The following is an 18,068-nucleotide window of genomic DNA, read 5'->3' as shown; positions in this document are numbered from 1 at the left end:
GGAAGCCGCTGCTACACAAAAACCGGCGATTTGACAAGCTGTAAAGAAGCAGATTTGACACTTTTGCCGCTATACAACCAGCCCTGTTCCGTGGTACAATGAAACCACGGAATAGTGGGCTGGCTGTCGGAAACGGAGGATTTTATGTTAAGACAAGCCACCCAAAACCTCATTACCGCCCTTTATCCGAGATTGTCCCATGAGGACGAATTGCAAGGCGAGAGTAATTCCATATCGAACCAAAAACGGATACTCGAAACCTTTGCAAAACAAAATGGCTTTACCAACCTGCGCTGGTACACCGACGACGGCTATTCCGGCGCGAACTTTGCTGAGGTTAGATAGCGATACTTTTTACATCAACCATGTTACGGCGGTCATGGTTGACAACTTGCGTCGGCTCCTGCTCGGTATCAACCTGTCCGACAAAGCTGTAATGGATTTCGATTTTCCGGGTGTTGGTTTCCCGATCCAATTCGTGTATCAAGATACGGTCGATAAACTCATGGACGTTTTCATAGGTCAATTCCTGTATGTCGCTGTATTTCCCGACAATCTGAATAAACCTTGATATATCCCTTTTTCGCTCGGTAACGGTTGCGATCTGCTGTTGTAACTCGTCTATCCTTGCGGCAAGGGATTTCTTTTCGTCCTCATAGCCGGAAGTTAGAAACACAAACCGTTCATCTGTCAGTCTGCCTAATGCGTTGTCCTCATACAGCTTGCGGAAAAGCGTGTCAAGTTCGGTCATACGCGCCTGTGCTTTGGAAAGTTCCTTTTGCTGCTGCGCTAATGCCTTTCTCGCTTCCATGTCGCCGTACTCGGTAGCTTTACAGATAAAGTCCTGTTCGTGTTCCTTAACATACCGCAAAATCCGCCGCATATCTTCCAGCACTAAATCAAGAAGTACGTTTTTGCGGATATAATGAGAGGTACACTCGCTGCCTGTCCTTGCCCTGTTGCGCCATGCGCCGCAAGAATAGGAAAACTTGCGCGGCTCGATATTTACGCCCTGTTGGTAATACATCTTATGTCCGCAACCAGCGCAAAACAGCAAGCCGGAAAAAATATCAATCTCCGCTGCTTTTGTCGGGCGGTGGCGGGTAGCAATCCGCTTTTGCGCAAGTTCAAAGGTTTCCTCGTCAACAAGCGGCTCATGGGTGTTTGGGAAGAAATAGCGTTGTTCTTCTTCGTTCTTCCGGGTCTTTTTCGACTTGTAGGATACCTTGTGAGTTTTCGCGGTTATGGTATGCCCTAAATATTCCTGCCTTGCTAATATGTCATAGAGCGTTTTGTCCGGCCAAGTATAGGGGGCGATCATTGCCCGCTGATACCGCGCCTGTCCTGTGCGCTGATAGCGCAACGCTCCAATCGTCAAGACTTTGTTTTCCGCAAGCCATTTTTGGATTTCGCACATACGCACGCCGCTAACAAACATAGCGAAAACCTGTTTGACAATCGGCGCGGTTTCCGGGTCGGGTATAAGGTGGTGGCGGTTGTTCGGGTCTGGGATATAGCCGTATGGATATTCCCCGTTGACACGCTCGCCTTTTTGCGCCTGTGCCTGTTTAACTGCACGGATTTTCTTGCTTGTATCGCGGGCGTAAAACTCGTTAAACCAGTTCCGCAAGGGGGTAAACTCGTTATCCTCCCGCGCTGTGTCAACTCCGTCGTTAATCGCGATATAGCGCACTCCGTTTTCGGGAAATACAATCTCTATGAGTTCGCCCGTTTTCAGATAGTTTCTGCCAAGACGGGAGAGGTCTCCTTGTGTCAACAAAGAACCAAAAAATTTTGAAAAGCCAGAGGACGTTTCCGGGCTGTCTGCCCGCCGCGTCCTCCGACTTTTCATCAGGAGGATTATGCCTCGAATTTGTCGTCTAAATCAAAGTATGCCTCATATTGACGAATTATGTGAAGGAAGCCATCATAACCGGTTTCGCTGATAGTTTCAAGAGTTTTGTCGCTTGCCATTTCGGTATGTCCGATTATCACGCCGAGAAGCCTCAAGGTATTAAGCACGGCACGTTGATAATGATATTTCTGCTCCTGGCGGCATACACGAGCCACTTCACTGGTTCCATCAATCTTTCTGTTTCTCACGTCAGCCATCATGCTCAGCGATAACAGAATACTACACGCACGATCCTGCAAATCTGCGGCAGTATTATCTTTGAATGTCAGTTCCATAATTGTCCTCCGTTTCTTCTGTTTGATTGTCTGTCAGGTCTGCAAAGCAGTCCCGGAATTTCCATACAATCTCAATCTGCGAATCCGGATAGATGTAAATATCCTGAATAAATCCCCGTACCATTTCTTTGGTAAGAGATGGGGTATCCTGGTACTGTCTGCTCAGTTCCCGCAGTGGATTTTCCGATGTATGAGCTTCCTCCTCCAGAGCGGCCAAAGCCGATTCCTGTTTCTTTACATCTTCATCCAGTTCTTGAACTGTTTTATCAATCTCAGCCTTTTTCTTAAGATAGCGTTCCTTGCTACAGTCACCGGCAATATAACTTTCATACAGAGTCAGTTTTTCCTGCCGGTAGCGCTCCTGAAGCTGCTGCAGACGGGTTAATTCAGCCATGCAGGCGTTGATCCTGCCTGTCCGGGTAAACTGTAAGGCTGTTTTCTGGTTTTCTTTTTGCCGATACAAAGTAAGCATTTGCTGAATGGCATGAAGCACTACCTGTTCAATGTCAGTCTCCATGAAATGCTTTCCCCGTGGGCAGGATGCGCCCGGATCGGATGCCGACTTATCACATAGATAATATACAGCGCCTTTTCTGCCAGTCCGGCGAGTCATTATCCGATGGCACTCTGCACATCGGACAACACCTTTTAATGGGTACTCCTGTATTCCATGACTACCGCGTTTCCTGCCGAGCTTCAGTATTTCCTGCACCTTCTGAAATTCCTCATGGGTTACGATGGCTTCGTGCATATTCTCCACTACAATCCAGTCCTCTTTCTTATTCGGAAGCGCTTTTTTGACATTGACAGCAGCTTTGGAACGTTTATGCCCAACTGTTGCGCCAGTGTATTCGTACTGATGCAAGATGCCCAGCACCGTATGATAATTCCAGCCGTTGCTTTCTTTCCGTTTCTGAAAACGGTTCTGGCCTGGATGTTTCAGACGGAAGTAACTGCCCGGTGTCAGTATGCCGTCTATGTTCAAAATCTCCGCAATCTGTCTGGTCTTTTTTCCTGCCAGCGCCAGATCAAAAATCCTTCGCACCACCGAAGCAGATTCCGGGTCAATCGCCAGCTTGTTGCGGATAGTCGGGTGAAACTGATAGCCGTAAGGAGCAATGCTGCCCACATACTTGCCCTGCTTCATCATTTGCAGCTTTGCCGTTGTGGTCTTCACGGACAGGTCTTTGCTGTAAGACGCATAGACAATATTTCGGATTACTACATCCATTCCGCTGGTAACACCTTTATAATCGTTGCTGTCATAACCATCATTGATTGAGATATACCTCACACCCAAAAAAGGAAACACACATTCCAGATAGTTTCCCATTTCTGTGTAGTCCCGCATGGCTCTTGAAAAATCTTTGGTAACGAGGACGTTCAGTTCACCGGAGCGGAGCTTTTTCATCATATTCTGAAAAGCCGGACGATTGGTGTTTGTACCAGTAAAACCGTCGTCTACAAATTCCGTGCGTGAAGCATCTTTTAATTCCGGATGCCGGTTCAGAAATTCATGAATCAGCAGACGCTGGTGCTGTACGCTGTCGCTTTCCTCTTTGGATCGGCGTGTATCCTCGTCAGCCATGGATAAACGGATATAAATGGCAACTTTTGGTTCTTTCATGAGTTCGCCTCCTTCTTCTTTTGCATTTCCAGAATACTCTGGCACATTTCCTGATACACATCATCGTAATAAAGAACAACTTCGACAGCGCCATTTTCATAAATCAGAACTTTCTCTATCATGGTATTCACCAGCTTCTGCGTCAGTTCCGTAGTACCGGTGGCCGCCTTCATCATAGACATCCATTTATTATCCGGAGAAATAGAATCAAGAAACTTTGTCCGGCGCTGAACCGCTTCATCTATCAGCTGACTCAGGCGTTCATGTTCTTTCTCATAGGTCTTCTTAGCAAAAGAATATTCTTCTTCATTCAGAATACCTTCCACGTAGCTTTCATATAACTTGCTTCGTTTTTGATTCAGGGCATTCAGCTTCAAGCTGATACTGGAGACAGCGGCGTTGTACTTTTCTTTGAGATTGCTTTCTTCCTTGCTTCCCTTTAAGATATTAAGCAGCCGCTCGTAGTTGAGGGCAACCTGTAGCTGATCCTGTATGACAGTGAGCACTTTTTCATTCAGAACATTCTGTCGTATATAATGCTTTGTACAATGTTCGTGGCGGCGTGAAGTATAGGTGCTGCACTCATATGACCCCATCCATTCTTCCGGTCCCTTTTTGTCAATCCGGTGTCGGTGAAAGTACATTCGCTTTTTACAGTCTGCACAGAATATTTTCTGGTCAAAGAAATCAATCATCTGTTCCCGGATAATGGCAGACTGTTTCATTTTCTCCTGCCGGATACGACTGGCCTCCGCCAGAATATACTGAACTGTATCGAAATCTTCCTGGCAAATGATCGCCGGATGCGTATTTTCATACCAAATCCAGTTTTCTGGATCTTCCTTATGCTTCTTGACACCCTTATAAATAGCGGTACGCATTCTGCCGTGAATCGTGTGTCCCAGATAGACCGGGTTTTCAAGAATGGAATTGATCGTGGACTTTGCCCAACCTTTTCCAACCTGATTGCCATGTCGAGAACCATTTTCACGCTTGCGAAGTTCCGGATGGACAGCGCCTGCTTCTTCTAAGCGGTGAATCATGGAATTGACGGAAACGCCCTCCATCTTCCAGCGAAATATATTCCGCACATAAGGAGCGGCAGCCTCGTCAATTACATAAGCGGACTTATCTTCATTCCACATATACCCGTAAGGCGGGTTACGGCTCTGAAAGGTTCCGTTTTGCTGCTGCGCCAGGAGTGCCGTGGAAACCTTACGGGAAATATCTCTGGAATACAGGGCGTTAATCAAATTTTGCAACGACACAGAGAGGGACTCCATGGAACTGCCGCAGGTAAAGTTGTCAAAGTTTTCTTTGACAGAGATGAAGCGTGTTCCCAATGCCGGAAAAATCTTTTCCAGATAGTTGCCTACTTCAATGTAATCTCTCCCGAATCGGCTCAGATCACGAACCACGATAGCTTCCACCTTACCGCTACGCACATCATCCATCAGCCGGTTCCAGGCAGGACGGTCAAAAACCGTGCCGGTTTTTCCGTTATCGGCGTAAACCTCCGCAAGTCTGAGATAGGGACAGCCTGCAACATACTCCTTACAAACATCAATCTGGTTCTGGAGAGAAGCGCCTTCGTCCTGTTTTCCGCTGTTCTCTACAGACAGCCGTGCATAGATTGCAGTGACATAGGACATCTGCCCGATCTGTGCTGTCGATTCCGGCTGACTGCTGTTTTTTCTACTTTTTCTTGCCATGGTATCCTCCTATGTTCAGCCAGCCGCAGCTGGCCTTTCTTCAAATTCCTGGACATAGCGGAGCGCCAGCTCGTATTCATCCCGGTATTTGAATTGAATCTCAATCGCTTTGTTCTCGTAAATAAAAATCCGGTCTACCAGTGCCACCAACACCCGGCGATCCAGCTCCGAAATATTTTGGAACTGAGCAAACGCCTGTACCCAGGCACGGTTCGTCATACCGGTAGTTACCGCCTGCGCCTGTTCTTTCTTCAGACGTTCCACGGTTTCCGATTTCTCTTCAATCCGAGCCGTATAGGCGTTGCGGAACTCCGTATACTCACTCTTTGTAATCACGCCATCTGCCAGATCTTCATAGAGCCGGAGCTTCAGTTTCCTGTACCGTTCGATTTCTTCCTCTACTTTGACAATCTGTGCTTCATAGTTGAAAGATTTCCGATTTTCCAGAGGAAGACGTTCGATAAACGTAACCACCTGATCCAGGTGCATAACGGTTTCAATCTGGTCATGGATCGCATGGAATACAACTTCCCGCAGTCGGTTCTCACTGAAAGAATGGGGAGAGCAGTTCTTTTCTTTCCGATGTTTTCCGCAGACATAATAAATATACTTTTTCCCACTGCGCGTCACAGTTTTTCTCACCATACCCTGCTTACAATCCCCGCAGTAAAGGAATCCGGAAAACAAATAATGCTGTCCGCTGTCATCCGCAGCCCGCATATCCCGTTTGAGCAGTTCCGACACCACCATGAAATCATCCGGTGAGATCAGCGCTTCATGGGTAGCTTCTGCATGAATCCAGTCTGCTTCATCTTTCAGACGAATATCATGTACCTTGTGGTTGGGCGTTCCTCGCTTGCCCTGAGTCAGGTTGCCTAAGTAAACTTCGTTCTTCAATATTCTGGCGATGGTGTTGTATTCCCATTGGGGAACATCCCGCCGCCGAAACGCTGTCTGAAATCTTACCCCTTGCTGGCGTTTGTGTTCCATCGGAGTGGGCACACCGCTTTGATTCAGCCGCTGTGCAATGCGCAGGATGGGAAAACCGTCCTTAAACATTCCGAAAATCATGGTTACGATCTCAGCTGCATCGTCATCCACCACCAGACGGTTTTTATCCTCTGTGGATTTCTGGTAGCCATACGGAGCGAAAGAGCCAACATATTCACCTTTCCGGCGCTTCACTTCCAGGTTGGTTCGGATTTTTACCGATATATCCCGGCAGTAAATGTCGTTTACCAGATTCTTAAACGGCAGTGTGATAGCATCCGAAGCACTTCCCGGTGCCAGACTGTCATAACAGTCATTGACGGCAATATAGCGGATGCCCAAGGACGGGAAAATCTTCTCCAGATAATTTCCTGCCTCAATGTAGTTTCTGGAAAACCGGCTCAGATCCTTGCTGATTGCACAGTCAATTTTGCCGGAGCGCATATCCTGAAGCATCCGCTGAAATCCCGGACGCTCCATGTTGGTTCCGCTGTAACCGTCATCTTCATCGTAAATCTCCACCAGTTCCAGGTCTGGATGGCGGGAGATATACTCCATGCAAATGGCCTTTTGACTGGATATGGAATTGCTTTCTCCGTGTTCGTTGTCCTCACGGGAAAGTCTCGCATAGATTCCCGTTCGATAAATCCTTTCTGGCACAATAAAAACCTCCAATCTTTCCAATGTATCACCACAGAAAGACGGAGGCTGATCCTACTATAAACGCAGGAGTACAAGCCCCAGCAAACCATGACTGCGGCTCGTGTTCCTGTTTTGTTTTTGACCCGGTTTTATCTTACCATCCCGGCAGGACATTTGAAAAGGATGTCAGCTGCCGGAGAGATATACGCTGTTGACGCGCTCCTCTATGGTAGGGCCTTTCGGCTGGAACGCCAGCTTCACAACAATGCCTCCGTCTAAGTAACAGTAAGGATTGCGGATTTGCCGGATATGGGATTTCAAGCGTTCCTCATATCCGGCGTCCGGGTCTAAACGGACGCTCTCGCGGTCAACCAGCTGGGAGCGGTCAACCGTCCGAGGGTCTACGTTTTTCATTTCCTCTACGGATTGATACGCCACATGATTTCCCCCTTCCATCTTATGATGCGGCTCAATAAAATAGTCACGGCGACCTCCCTTCCGGGGTTCGTTATTCTATACCTATTACGGGTCGGTCTTCTTTATCCGTCCGGCATCAGAATTTCAGGGGAAGCATATAGCGGCGGCTGCTTCCGTTATACATCCGGTAGACCTGGTACATATACTTTTTGTACCCAGCCATATTTACTCCGAGGGAACGACCTTCCCGGTAAATGGTAAGCGGATCGTACCGGCGCAGCTGCTCGACCAGACGCTTAGGGCTATATTCATCGTGATAGAGATCAACGAAAAATACTACGCCAAGCAGAATCTCAAAACGAAGGGAATCCGGAGCGCCGTCCCAGGCATTTACAATATGCTGCATTCCTTCCTTATAAATTTTTTCGCCCACCTTTTTGTAGATGGAGTAGGCAGTGCCAACGCAGCCGATCCGGCACTTGCCTCTGTCCTGGTTGTAGTCCAGCCGCAAGCCTACATCCTCCGTGGCTTTCAGGAAGGACACCGCATCCGGGTCATTGCCGTAAATCAACGCCCGCAATTTCGCACCGGCGGTGAGCTGAGCGGAAGTGCCAGTCTGCTGGGCAAACAAAATAGCCTCATCCAGTTCGGAGAGACCATAGAACACTTTGCAGCGGATGGGCAAGTCCTGACCGCCGTTGCGGAGCTTCCTGGCGGCAATAGTGTGCTGACCGTCAAAAACATAGTAGTGACCGTCACGGAAGCTGACCTTCGGGTCATTGGCGATATGCTCGTCAAATTCTGCCGCGATCTTGCGGACACGGTTGGGATTCAGTTCCCGCTGGTAAGCGTTACGAGGGACTTCCAGGTTCTTGCTGTAGATCATCATCTCGTCAAAGGGGCAGTTAATCAGGTTCTTCATGTTGATTCCTCCTGTTCGATTTTTTGAATGAATTGAATGGCTTCTTTGAATATTTTCAGTACCTTGCGGCGGTACGATTTCTTATTTAAAAGTCCCGGATAGCTTTCAAAGCAGCGGAGACATCGGCGTATCATGGTAGATACCGCATCCTCCAGTTCGTAGAACATGGTGCTTTCATCAGCAAGTTCTTCCGCAGTTTCCATACCGGAAGAAATCGCAAGGATTTTTTGGATTTCTGTCATGGGTCGGGCAGGAAGCTCAGATTCTTCCGGCTCTGGCTGAGCTTCATCATCAATAATTGATGAAGGCTCAATCTCTGTCGATGCTTGCTGTTCAACTGAGACTGGTGCTTTATCTGACATTAGCTTTGACTGACGTAGCTGTTCAACTAAAGCTGGACGATCATCGGGATTGGCTTTGGCAATAGCTGCCACAGCAGTATCCGTGGGTTTAATGGAGCCTGAAAGCAGTTCCTGTTTGATGCCGGGTTCTATTTCCTCGGCAGCATCGACTCCCTTAGCATAACGCTCAGCACGACGGACATAGCTTTCGCTGGTGTTAATTTCCCGTGCGATGCATTCACTGGTTCGTTCGGATTTTTGCTTCGGGTCATTTTGACCCGAAGCACTTTTGCCTACTAAAGCGTATTGATTTCCTCGGAAGCAATTAGCCAGCTTCTCCGCTTCATACCGCTGTCCAATCAAATATTTCTTCTGCTGTGGTGTCAAATTTCGACGACCAAGCTGGTTACAGCAAATCCAAGCAATGGCGGCATAGCGGTCAGGAAACTCCTTTTCAAAGACTGTGTATTTGATTTCCGGATGTGCTTGAATAATACGAAAGCGATTATGACCATCTACGATGCAGCCGTTCCAGACAATCAACGGATTCAGCACAACGCCGTCCTGGAGAATATTTTCTTCCAGCAGTTGATATTCTTCCTCAGTCAGAGGTGGAATTTTAGACTCGAACTCTGGGTCAATCCGCAGTAGTTCATCCATCTCATCACCCCCGTTCCGATACCGGCGTTACATAGTAGTCATAGCCCATGCGAATCTGGCAGTAGGTGCAGATTTCCTTTACTGTCTGCTGGTAATTTGCCCGCCGGATACGATAACTCCCTGTGATCTCGAAGTTTTCCCGGCAGGTGGGGCAAAGACAGATCAGGGAATTCCTGTCATTTCCTTGCCGGGTCAGGCGCGTCATACACTATCCTGGGAAAGCCCCAGGCTGGCACATACCGCTTTATCAATCAGTTCCATCTGAGCTTTGGTCAACCGCCCAGCGTAGCCGCGTATGCGGTGCTTATCGATCACCCGTAACTGTTCCAACATGAACAAGGAGTCTCCGTCATACTTCATTCCGGGGATCTTGCTCAGAACAACGTGTGTCGGCAGATATGGCTTTTTGTCGGCCTGCTTTGTAGCAGGTGTGACGATCAATGTCGGTGAATAGAAGTTGCCTACGTCATTCTGCAGGATCAGCACAGGGCGGATACCGCCGTGCTCACAGCCATAGGCAGGATTTAAGTTTGCGAAGTATATCTCTCCGCGATGATATTGTTTGAAATCTCGATCCATTGTGTGTACTCCTTTCTTGTGGGTATGTTAAAGGAGCCAGAACACGGGAATAACATTCCCGGTCATGGCTCCCGAAAATTTCTTAAGCGGTTATTTTCTCACATTTGTCCTCGACACCCCTGAGAAGCGGGAAATCATCAGGCGGCAGCTTGCTGGGCTGCTCCATAGGCATCTAACCTCCCCGCCTTCCTTATGGCCGGGCTGCGAATTACAGAAGTATCATTATCCCTGTATGCCGTCCTGGCCCTGCCGGTTGCAATCCGGTATTTTGTAGCAAGTATGGTTCGCTCGCCTCCGGATGGAAGGTCATGGCGTACTGCCTGTCCGGCTCTGACATACGGTAATGTACCTGATGAATGAGTATTCGGTTTTCAAGGTTCCCAGCCGGTGTTCCCTGGCTGTGATTAAATTGTAGCCGAATCCAAATTGTTTCCAGAGTGACTCGTTGTCACGGTACTGGTCGAGTTTGTCACGGTAGATTAAAGAGAAGCCTTCAATTGTCCAATCTGACCCATTATCTTTTCCAGTTCTCTCTGGATACGCTCACTGTCCGAATATTTCACCCGCCCTAAGATCAGATAGTCCAGAGAAATATCAAACGTAATAGCAAGTTCAATCAGCAAGTCGAGCGAACCACCGCGTCTTCCGTTTTCCAACGCCCTGTAATGATCCAGACTAATGTTCAACTTGTCGGCCATCTGTTGCTGGGTCTTGCCGCATTCCATACGCAGTTTCGAAATTCTCATTCCACATTCCATCGGATCGTAATACATAATTTTTCCTTTCCGCCCGTACGAAAAGCGACAAAGGATACAAACTCCGCAGCGGTTTCCCATCTCACAGCCTGAAAATGAGCGCAAAAAGAGAAGGGTACCGATACCGCACTTCCCTAAAACAGGATCAGTGCAATATTTGTATCCTCAGCCCTTAATGCATATCAGGCTTTCGATATTTTTTGAAAGCCCTGCCGGAAAACAAAAGAAGGCCGCCGACAGAGCCGGACTCCAAAATTGGAATCCAATTCTGCCAGCGGCCTCTCATGTAATGTCTGGTTAAACCTCTGGAACTGTTAAGGTATGTGACCTGGAGCAGGATTTACACAGCCTGTTTCATCTCAACCTGTCCGTCGTTATACCTGTGTATTCATTTTTGTCAGAGACTGGCGAGCCGCCCAGTCTCATTGACTTCACCTTTGGGGGCGTAGATGTCAATTCGGTCATGCCGACGCCCCATTACTTTTCTGACCATTACTGCATGGCATTTTGAGCATTCCACCTTGATCGTGCCGCTGGAATTTTTATATCCAACGGAGATTTCACCGCAATTTGGACAATGCCATGAGAATGGTCGCCAAATTTCCTTTTCCTGCATAAGTCCATCCTCCCTCCATGGCCTTGTCACTTTATTGAAGTCAAAAATTTTTTTGCCAACTCCCTGCCGGTATAAATAGGAATTGGCTTCGTTTTAGCGTATGCCAGTATCTGCACCGCCTGATGGCAATGCTCGCACTCCATCCAGCCATCCGTTTCCTCCAGATAGAGATTATGGTTCAGCTCCCCACAGATTGGGCAGCGCACATCGTAGGTTTCCATTGTCAGAACACATCCTTTCCTTATTTATCGTAAAGGCCAGTGTTACAGGGCCTTGATGACGTGTTTTGCCACGCCCTGTACAATGAGTTGCTTCACTCGAATTTCTTTGTCCGGATACTTTGTTTGATTCGCATATCGAAGAATCACATCTCCGTTTTCCTCATCAATTCCGCCAAAGATTTTCAGAGTGTTCTCATTGTCCTCATCCAGCGCGACGACAATATCGCCGACCACCGCTGTATCTTGTATTCTGATAACGATCAGATCTTCATCCTCGATGCCCGCATCTACCATGGAGTCGCCTTTAGCACGGAGAATATAAAATTTTCCCTCACCAAAAATGGATTTGGGAAGGCTTACATATTCCTCTACGCTTTCCTCTTCACGCTCCGGGTCACCACAGCGGATACTGCCAACCACCGGTGCGGAAAAGTACCCGGAGATACATTTGCCGACCTGCTTTGTCACAATGGTTTTGCCATCATAGGAAAGCATACCGCGCTCATTCATGGCGACAAGGTAGCGATAGGAAGTCGCCTTTGACACGCCAACGCCTTGTGCAATCTCATTTACAGACGGAGAGGCGTGGTGTTCACGGTAATACTGGTCAACAAAGGTACAGATTGCATTCATCACTTCCGGGTTCTTGCTTCTCATGGTCATTCCTCACATTCTAAATGAAACGGCTCGTTTCAGATATTTATATTATAGCGAACGCCCGTTCTTCTTGCAAGGGATATTTTGCCAGAAAAAATGAGATGTCGCCAGTTAGCGACATCTCGTGCGAAATATCATTGTTTATTCGATTTCTTCCCGTGGTTCTAATCCCATTTCCTCCCAGGTCACACCATAGGGAGCGCCGCCGGAAGTATAACCGACAATAAAGAAAAAGGTATCATCCTGTTCGGGAAGAGGAACTTCTTTCGGCTTTTTCCGTCTGTGTCCTTTTGCTTTGCGCTGTTTCACCTTTGATGTGCTCATTGAGTCAGCGGATGAGGCGTTTTTCGTTTTGGGAAGCAAGTGCTGTGGCAAACCGGATTCTTGTAATCGCTGGAGAATATGTGGACATTTTTTCTGGTATTCATTCAGCACTTCGCCATAAGGAATCCAGAATCCAAGCCCCTGAATGCGACAGTATACCCGCTCAGCAATTTGAACAACTTCATTATCATCCGGTGGTTGCTTCTTTTCCTGCAGAAACCGGTCGGTTTCCCGATACATCAAATCGGAGATACGGGCTTTTTGCTTCTGCTTTAGTTCCTTATATTTCTTATTTGAATTGTTCATTCGTTGTCGGTTCATACAGTTACCGTCTCCGTTAAATCTGAAACAGACTCATTCCAGCGCAGCCCTCGCCATCCGCTGATATTCGTCCAGTACGAAAGCAGGGCTTTCTATCTTCATCCTGCCGCACCAACCAAAGACCCAGCGGTAAAAAGTTGGGCTGGTACAAACCAATACTCTTGCTCTGAAATGATTGTCATCTACAGTTTCCGTCTCTACATCCAGACCAAAGTGATCTATCAGATGTTTCATCAGACTGTTTTCGCAAAGCAGCGATACTTCAACCGGTTCCTCCATATCGTACATCCGAAAGACCTCACGCGAATAATTTGCCAGATTCAGGCTGTCTGGTGCCGATGTCGCTGCCTCATCAAGAATTTCCGGCTGTCTGCTGATCCGATCTACCCGGAAGGTATTGATTTGATTCCGGCTATGGTTCAGGCCAAGAACATAGTAGAAGTCACCATCCCATATCAGCGCATAAGGACTGATAACATACGGTAACCCATCGTTTTTCAGCACCCTCTCTTTTTGAGTATTGTAATCCGTATAGTAGAATGAAATCCGTTTACCTTCGTTAATCGCATCATTGATTGCTTCGACAATGTAGTAGCTTTTTTCGTTGTCCGATTTAACACGTCCAGTCACATATAGATTGCGCTTGAGTTTTGCCGCATTGGCTTCACTGGTAAGCGCCATCAGTTTAGAAATCAGCACCTGGCTTTTGCCTACGGAGATAAACTTTGAAGACTGCACCGCATCAATCAGCAATTTCACTTCCGGCAGTTCAAACAGACGGTCATTCAGATAATATTTCTTTTCACGGGAACGAATCTCCATCACTTCAAGGCCACCGGCGTTCAGCAGTTCTATGTATTTAGGGATGGTTGTCCGATGCAGCTTGATCTGGTGATAGGTTTCCATCATGTCTATCAGTTCTTTGGTGGAAACTGGATGGTCCACATCGGAGTGACGGAGCAATATTTGATATAAGTATAAAATTCTAAGTTGGTGATCATTTTCCATTGTTTTGTATCCTCCACATACCATATATCCCGGTTCTCATTTTTAGTTATGGTTTCAAAATCAAAGTGGATTTATCTGTGATTAAGTAGACCATTTTCTTTGCTCTTGTCATGGCCACATAAAATTCTTTTGCTGTCAGTTCTTTTGTCATATCAACAATAACACAGTCGAATTCCAAACCTTTTGAAAGAAGTGTTCTGGATGACAAATACTTGAAGTTCGTATATCTTTTTTGCAAAGTAGAGTCATTTCGGACAAGAGTAGCAGCATCATAAATGTCGATTGCTTTGGTTGCGGCAAGCCTGATACTCCGAAGCATTTCTTGATAAAGCTCCATGCGATAAAACTTAAATTGTTTATTTTCTTCAAACCAGTGAAATACTTCTATAAGATTTTGCGATGAGTTATTTTCAATTACTAATTTTAGCAATCTTCCCAATTGTTCATACTTTTTAATTCTCGAAAAATCTGAGGATCCGGATTTAAGTCTCTTAATGTACGAATTACACTCAGAAGATACTCGAGTGGCACATTCGTTTATAAAGCATAATATAGACAATGCAAGTTGTTCATTTTCACTTTGATCAAAAAGACGTGCGTACTCAAACAGAATGCCACAATCTTGTTTTTCATCTTGCTGAAAAATTCCAGGCATCTTTTTGCAGAAGGCTAATTGATCATTTTCCCATTTTGCCAGATACAGGACAGACTTATACTGCTGTAACTGTCGAAGCAGCTTGTATCCATCAAAATCCAATGGAGCAATAACTTCTAAGATATTGCTAATAGGAGCAATACTAATCATACATTGTCGCCCTTGAATGGCAGGTAACAAATGGGATCTTAGTTCTTCCAGATATGCTCCGAGTTTTGGATTAGAATTTTCCCAGCGCCATGGATACGTATCCACATCAATAAGTTCAAAAGAAATATCAGACCAATTCACAATGGGATCTTTAAACCCAAATATCCCCTGAAGAGGATCTCCGAGAACTCTTACTGGGAGATACTTATTTAATTGTTTAATCAATGCGTGTTGAGCAAGTGTACAGTCCTGATACTCATCGACAATTATTCCTTTATACGAAGATGAGAGTACTTTGCCAACCCACGTATGTTTAAATAATTCCAATGCTCCTGTATATAACTGAGCATAATATTGTTTCTGATCTTCTTTTTTAAATGGCGATAGCGTTGCATCCATTCTAGATGTCCAGTGGTACGAATAACCCCAACGATTACAAAAAGCTGCGATAGTCAAAATTGTATATTTGTGTGTGTCTACTTTTCTTTTCGAAAGACGTTTTTGTATGGCATCAACACCTGCATTCGTGTGTGTAAGCACCAACTGCTTTCCAGAAAATCCAGCGACCATATCGGCTACCATTTCTGTTTTTCCGTGTCCAGCAGGTGCTATAATTGCAACATTATATTTACTTTCAATCTTTACTAATTCTTCAGGCGTCATAGATTTTTTACCCACTCAATCATAGAAGATACCGTTTGAAACAGTTTTGTACTTTGATCAATCTCTGACCAGTGTTCAAAAATAATTTGGCCGATTTCGCGTCCCAAATCAATCCGTTTATACCATTCTCCAATACGTCCATTTTTCCCTTTTTGTTTTGCCAATTTTCCAAGAGTAAGACGTGTGACTTGTGAAAAATCATTTAGAATGAGTTTGGTTCCATCTTCACAAATATCAAATGAAATACCCTCAGAGTACAAAGTGCCAGCCATCGCTGTCGCACCTTTTTCATCTACAGTAATATCTATAAGCTGTTGGATCAAAGATTCCGGCAAATCAAGAAACAGCTGTTGTTCTATAGCATTCGGATTATCCCAATCGAATATTGTTGTTCCGTATAAACGCCGTCTCTTCTCTTTTTCAGCAGCATCGCTTTCCTTATCAGAATCCATAAAGATGCTAATTTCATATCCTCGATCTCGAAGTGAATCAGCATAAGCAAACGTGGTATCTCCTCCTCCAAGAGCTATACCTACTCCTTTATGAGCCATTCTAATTCCGAGATTTTGAGCTATAAAATCATCAAATGCCTTGACAAATCCATATTCTGTTTTTCCTTCGCAGACAATTAAGGCCTTACACAAGAAAGCATCGGCATCACTGCGAATCTGTTTCTGAAGCTGCTCATATACTTTTTCATCACTTTTATTAAAATAGAATACGTTTGTATCTCCGTTTTGAGAGTGTACAATGACTAGTTCGGAGGCAGAACACTCCGTTAATACAACAGGAGAGTGTGTTGTAATAATAACCTGTCCGGATGTTCCCGTCTGATTTCGTAGTTCATTTATCAGACTGCGTAATCTATAAGGCTCAAGGCCGCGCTCAATCTCGTCAATCAATAAAACAGTGCCATTAGAATAAGCTTTGATATTCAACCCTATAGACAGAAGCCTTTGACTGCCAACTCCTCTTAAATTCAAAGGAATTTGTCCGTCATAGAGTCCTGCAGATGTAGTGAATGATCCACTCTGAATCAACAGTTTACTCTTAATATCGTTTTCAAATCCAACGCCATATCGTCCTCCGATGCTCTTAATATCGTCAGAAAGGCCATCTAACAAGTCCAAATCAGTGTTTGCAGCAGCCTCTCTCATAGCTTTAGTATAGGCATTATGAAGAACTCCTTTAGAATCAGCATACTTTTGTAGAACAGAATACCGTCCCCACGTCATGTCTCTTGCGCAATTTTCGCCAACACATCCAACTGCAAGCTGAGCCCGTTCCTTGTTGGTTATAGTTTTAGGATCATTTCTATTACATACAACATTCCAATGCGGTTCCAAGGAACTGTCTGCCGTAAATTGAATGGTAAGACAAAGTGGCTCTCCATCTGCTGGTTCGTCGTTTGTGATGCCATCATATGGAATTCCAGGTTTCCGTAAGAATAAGCCGAATTTATCTTCTGCTAAGAAATAATCAGGAAACTCAGTAAATGTTCCACAGATCGTGATCTTGTTTTCAGTATTTGCAAGATAAAAATCATTGTCACAGATTGGCAAATTCCATGTTTGTGAAAAGAGCCACTCAAGGGAGAGCAAAATCGTAGATTTGGTACTATCTCCTGCGCCAATCAAGCAAATAAATCTGTTATTCATTGGAAAATCAATTTTTGCATTTTGAATTCCACGAAAGTTATGTATTTCAAGATTTATTAATCTCATTAGAGTTTCCCTCCCTTAGCCTTATCTCTTGCCATTCTTTCAAGAATTATCTAACAACTAATTCTTTTTACTCCTGAAGTAATGCATACTACAATCATTTCATGAAGGTATGATCATATCATGCACCCAACAGATTTATTGCCGCTGTTCCCAACAGCTGTACTACCGCACCATAAAACCATCCGTGTTTTTCCATGTGATCAGAAATTCTTTCAAAAAGTTTTTTCTGCTTTGGTATGGTTCGGCTTGTCTGTATGTTCTCTATAAGTTCTTTAACATCATTCAGAATCTCATACAAGTCCTCTTTATCTGTGCCACCATTTTCTTCTATTGCCTGTTCGATTTTATGAATAGAATTATCAACGGTTAGTGTGGAGCCAGACACATCACCAAACACTAAATTCCCGTAATTTATAATGTTTTTCAGTTTATTCGATTCTTCCTGCTCTTTCTGTTTTTCATATGCGGCATTTTTGCTTTCAAAGTAACTAAATGCGGGCGGAAGCAAATCCAGCATCCCGCCGTTATCATAAAAGAATAAACCACCAATCATTCCATATTGAATTAACTTTTCAAACTCTAATCCCAACGACGTTTGTACATAATCTGGAAAAATGTCATTCTCAAAACAAATATGTGTACCATTACCCCTTTCGCAGTTCAGTAAACATTCAAGAATTGCTTCAGCTGTCTGATCCATAACCCGGAAACCTTCTATTATCGGTTGTCCATTGATGATAGTCGCTGCCCTATCTTTAAGTATAGCCCTTCTTTCAGCTTTATCCTGTTCTCTACGTTTCTTATTAGCAAGTTGTTTCGATTGTTTCATTTGCCGTTCAATTTGTCGTTCTAATGACGATTTTGCCATACTGCACTTCCTTTTCAACTATAATT

General features: G+C 45.2%; 18 protein-coding genes and 2 pseudogenes. 1 reads left to right on the top strand and 19 read right to left on the bottom strand.

Going from position 1 to position 18,068, the window contains the following annotated elements:
• Positions 1–144: 144 nt before the first annotated feature.
• Positions 145–330, top strand: a pseudogene (locus B5F87_RS14585) (recombinase family protein); the annotation flags it as partial.
• Between the two features lie 7 nt (positions 331–337).
• Here the strand turns inward: B5F87_RS14585 and B5F87_RS14580 are convergent.
• The 19 genes and pseudogenes from B5F87_RS14580 to B5F87_RS14490 form a co-directional block, all read right to left on the bottom strand.
• Positions 338–1,783 (bottom strand): annotated as a pseudogene (locus B5F87_RS14580) (recombinase family protein); the annotation flags it as partial.
• Between the two features lie 77 nt (positions 1,784–1,860).
• Complete coding sequence (locus tag B5F87_RS14575) at positions 1,861–2,190, bottom strand: hypothetical protein (RefSeq protein ID WP_009259821.1); 330 nt, start codon at positions 2,188–2,190, stop codon at positions 1,861–1,863.
• The gene (locus B5F87_RS14570) at positions 2,168–3,817 is read right to left on the bottom strand and encodes a recombinase family protein (protein WP_087282282.1); all 1,650 of its coding nucleotides are present in this window, start codon (positions 3,815–3,817) and stop codon (positions 2,168–2,170) included. Before B5F87_RS14570 ends, B5F87_RS14575 begins: the two co-directional genes overlap by 23 nt.
• Positions 3,814–5,529, bottom strand: coding sequence for a recombinase family protein (locus B5F87_RS14565; protein ID WP_087282281.1), 1,716 nt, complete (start codon positions 5,527–5,529; stop codon positions 3,814–3,816). The genes B5F87_RS14570 and B5F87_RS14565 overlap by 4 nt, the downstream gene beginning before the upstream one ends.
• Before the next feature lie 15 nt (positions 5,530–5,544).
• Positions 5,545–7,179: a recombinase family protein gene (locus B5F87_RS14560; protein ID WP_087282279.1), complete on the bottom strand. Its 1,635-nt coding sequence runs from the start codon at positions 7,177–7,179 to the stop codon at positions 5,545–5,547.
• Between the two features lie 168 nt (positions 7,180–7,347).
• Positions 7,348–7,599, bottom strand: a complete 252-nt coding sequence (locus tag B5F87_RS14555) for a DUF6870 family protein (RefSeq protein WP_009259817.1) — start codon at positions 7,597–7,599, stop codon at positions 7,348–7,350.
• Between the two features lie 115 nt (positions 7,600–7,714).
• On the bottom strand, positions 7,715–8,500 hold the full coding sequence (locus B5F87_RS14550) for a DUF6551 family protein (protein ID WP_087282277.1): 786 nt from the start codon (positions 8,498–8,500) through the stop codon (positions 7,715–7,717).
• Positions 8,497–9,501: a hypothetical protein gene (locus B5F87_RS14545; protein WP_087282275.1), complete on the bottom strand. Its 1,005-nt coding sequence runs from the start codon at positions 9,499–9,501 to the stop codon at positions 8,497–8,499. The genes B5F87_RS14550 and B5F87_RS14545 overlap by 4 nt, the downstream gene beginning before the upstream one ends.
• 4 nt (positions 9,502–9,505) lie before the next feature.
• Positions 9,506–9,706, bottom strand: coding sequence for a hypothetical protein (locus tag B5F87_RS14540; RefSeq protein ID WP_087282273.1), 201 nt, complete (start codon positions 9,704–9,706; stop codon positions 9,506–9,508).
• The gene (locus tag B5F87_RS14535) at positions 9,703–10,080 is read right to left on the bottom strand and encodes a type II toxin-antitoxin system PemK/MazF family toxin (protein ID WP_009259813.1); all 378 of its coding nucleotides are present in this window, start codon (positions 10,078–10,080) and stop codon (positions 9,703–9,705) included. Before B5F87_RS14535 ends, B5F87_RS14540 begins: the two co-directional genes overlap by 4 nt.
• A 479-nt stretch (positions 10,081–10,559) precedes the next feature.
• Positions 10,560–10,826, bottom strand: a complete 267-nt coding sequence (locus tag B5F87_RS14530) for a helix-turn-helix transcriptional regulator (protein ID WP_242964495.1) — start codon at positions 10,824–10,826, stop codon at positions 10,560–10,562.
• A gap of 406 nt (positions 10,827–11,232) precedes the next feature.
• A complete protein-coding gene (locus B5F87_RS14525) occupies positions 11,233–11,451 on the bottom strand; it encodes a hypothetical protein (RefSeq protein ID WP_083831477.1) in 219 nt (72 codons plus the stop codon).
• A gap of 26 nt (positions 11,452–11,477) precedes the next feature.
• Positions 11,478–11,672 (bottom strand): translation initiation factor 2, encoded by a 195-nt coding sequence (locus B5F87_RS14520; RefSeq protein WP_087282268.1) that lies wholly within the window; start codon positions 11,670–11,672, stop codon positions 11,478–11,480.
• Between the two features lie 42 nt (positions 11,673–11,714).
• The gene (locus B5F87_RS14515) at positions 11,715–12,329 is read right to left on the bottom strand and encodes a S24 family peptidase (RefSeq protein ID WP_087282267.1); all 615 of its coding nucleotides are present in this window, start codon (positions 12,327–12,329) and stop codon (positions 11,715–11,717) included.
• A 141-nt stretch (positions 12,330–12,470) separates the two neighbouring features.
• Entirely contained in the window at positions 12,471–12,959 is a 489-nt protein-coding gene (locus B5F87_RS21445; protein ID WP_242964493.1) for a hypothetical protein, read from the bottom strand.
• A gap of 48 nt (positions 12,960–13,007) precedes the next feature.
• Positions 13,008–13,982 carry a WYL domain-containing protein gene (locus B5F87_RS14505; RefSeq protein WP_087282265.1) on the bottom strand — a complete coding sequence of 325 codons (975 nt, stop codon included), beginning with the start codon at positions 13,980–13,982 and terminating at the stop codon, positions 13,008–13,010.
• 46 nt (positions 13,983–14,028) lie between these two features.
• Positions 14,029–15,450 carry a UvrD-helicase domain-containing protein gene (locus B5F87_RS14500; RefSeq protein ID WP_087282263.1) on the bottom strand — a complete coding sequence of 474 codons (1,422 nt, stop codon included), beginning with the start codon at positions 15,448–15,450 and terminating at the stop codon, positions 14,029–14,031.
• Entirely contained in the window at positions 15,447–17,174 is a 1,728-nt protein-coding gene (locus B5F87_RS14495; RefSeq protein ID WP_087282261.1) for an AAA family ATPase, read from the bottom strand. Before B5F87_RS14495 ends, B5F87_RS14500 begins: the two co-directional genes overlap by 4 nt.
• Positions 17,175–17,292: 118 nt before the next feature.
• Positions 17,293–18,042 (bottom strand): hypothetical protein, encoded by a 750-nt coding sequence (locus B5F87_RS14490; RefSeq protein WP_087282259.1) that lies wholly within the window; start codon positions 18,040–18,042, stop codon positions 17,293–17,295.
• Positions 18,043–18,068: the final 26 nt, after the last annotated feature.

This window comes from Eubacterium sp. An3 (genome assembly GCF_002159465.1).
In the GTDB taxonomy this organism is placed as follows: Bacteria; Bacillota; Clostridia; order Lachnospirales; family Lachnospiraceae; genus Anaerobutyricum; species Anaerobutyricum stercoris.
Note: the sequence above shows the minus strand (reverse complement) of the source record. Positions and strands in the feature narration are given on the sequence as shown.

Bases quoted from the DNA above. Each gene is read 5' to 3' on its own strand.
- B5F87_RS14575 (WP_009259821.1), bottom strand. From the start codon at position 2,190: ATGGAACTGACATTCAAAGATAATACTGCCGCAGATTTGCAGGATCGT.
- B5F87_RS14570 (WP_087282282.1), bottom strand. From the start codon at position 3,817: ATGAAAGAACCAAAAGTTGCCATTTATATCCGTTTATCCATGGCTGAC.
- B5F87_RS14565 (WP_087282281.1), bottom strand. From the start codon at position 5,529: ATGGCAAGAAAAAGTAGAAAAAACAGCAGTCAGCCGGAATCGACAGCA.
- B5F87_RS14550 (WP_087282277.1), bottom strand. From the start codon at position 8,500: ATGAAGAACCTGATTAACTGCCCCTTTGACGAGATGATGATCTACAGC.
- B5F87_RS14545 (WP_087282275.1), bottom strand. From the start codon at position 9,501: ATGGATGAACTACTGCGGATTGACCCAGAGTTCGAGTCTAAAATTCCA.
- B5F87_RS14540 (WP_087282273.1), bottom strand. From the start codon at position 9,706: ATGACGCGCCTGACCCGGCAAGGAAATGACAGGAATTCCCTGATCTGT.
- B5F87_RS14535 (WP_009259813.1), bottom strand. From the start codon at position 10,080: ATGGATCGAGATTTCAAACAATATCATCGCGGAGAGATATACTTCGCA.
- B5F87_RS14530 (WP_242964495.1), bottom strand. From the start codon at position 10,826: ATGAGAATTTCGAAACTGCGTATGGAATGCGGCAAGACCCAGCAACAG.
- B5F87_RS14525 (WP_083831477.1), bottom strand. From the start codon at position 11,451: ATGCAGGAAAAGGAAATTTGGCGACCATTCTCATGGCATTGTCCAAAT.
- B5F87_RS14520 (WP_087282268.1), bottom strand. From the start codon at position 11,672: ATGGAAACCTACGATGTGCGCTGCCCAATCTGTGGGGAGCTGAACCAT.
- B5F87_RS14515 (WP_087282267.1), bottom strand. From the start codon at position 12,329: ATGAGAAGCAAGAACCCGGAAGTGATGAATGCAATCTGTACCTTTGTT.
- B5F87_RS21445 (WP_242964493.1), bottom strand. From the start codon at position 12,959: ATGAACAATTCAAATAAGAAATATAAGGAACTAAAGCAGAAGCAAAAA.
- B5F87_RS14505 (WP_087282265.1), bottom strand. From the start codon at position 13,982: ATGGAAAATGATCACCAACTTAGAATTTTATACTTATATCAAATATTG.
- B5F87_RS14500 (WP_087282263.1), bottom strand. From the start codon at position 15,450: ATGACGCCTGAAGAATTAGTAAAGATTGAAAGTAAATATAATGTTGCA.
- B5F87_RS14495 (WP_087282261.1), bottom strand. From the start codon at position 17,174: ATGAGATTAATAAATCTTGAAATACATAACTTTCGTGGAATTCAAAAT.
- B5F87_RS14490 (WP_087282259.1), bottom strand. From the start codon at position 18,042: ATGGCAAAATCGTCATTAGAACGACAAATTGAACGGCAAATGAAACAA.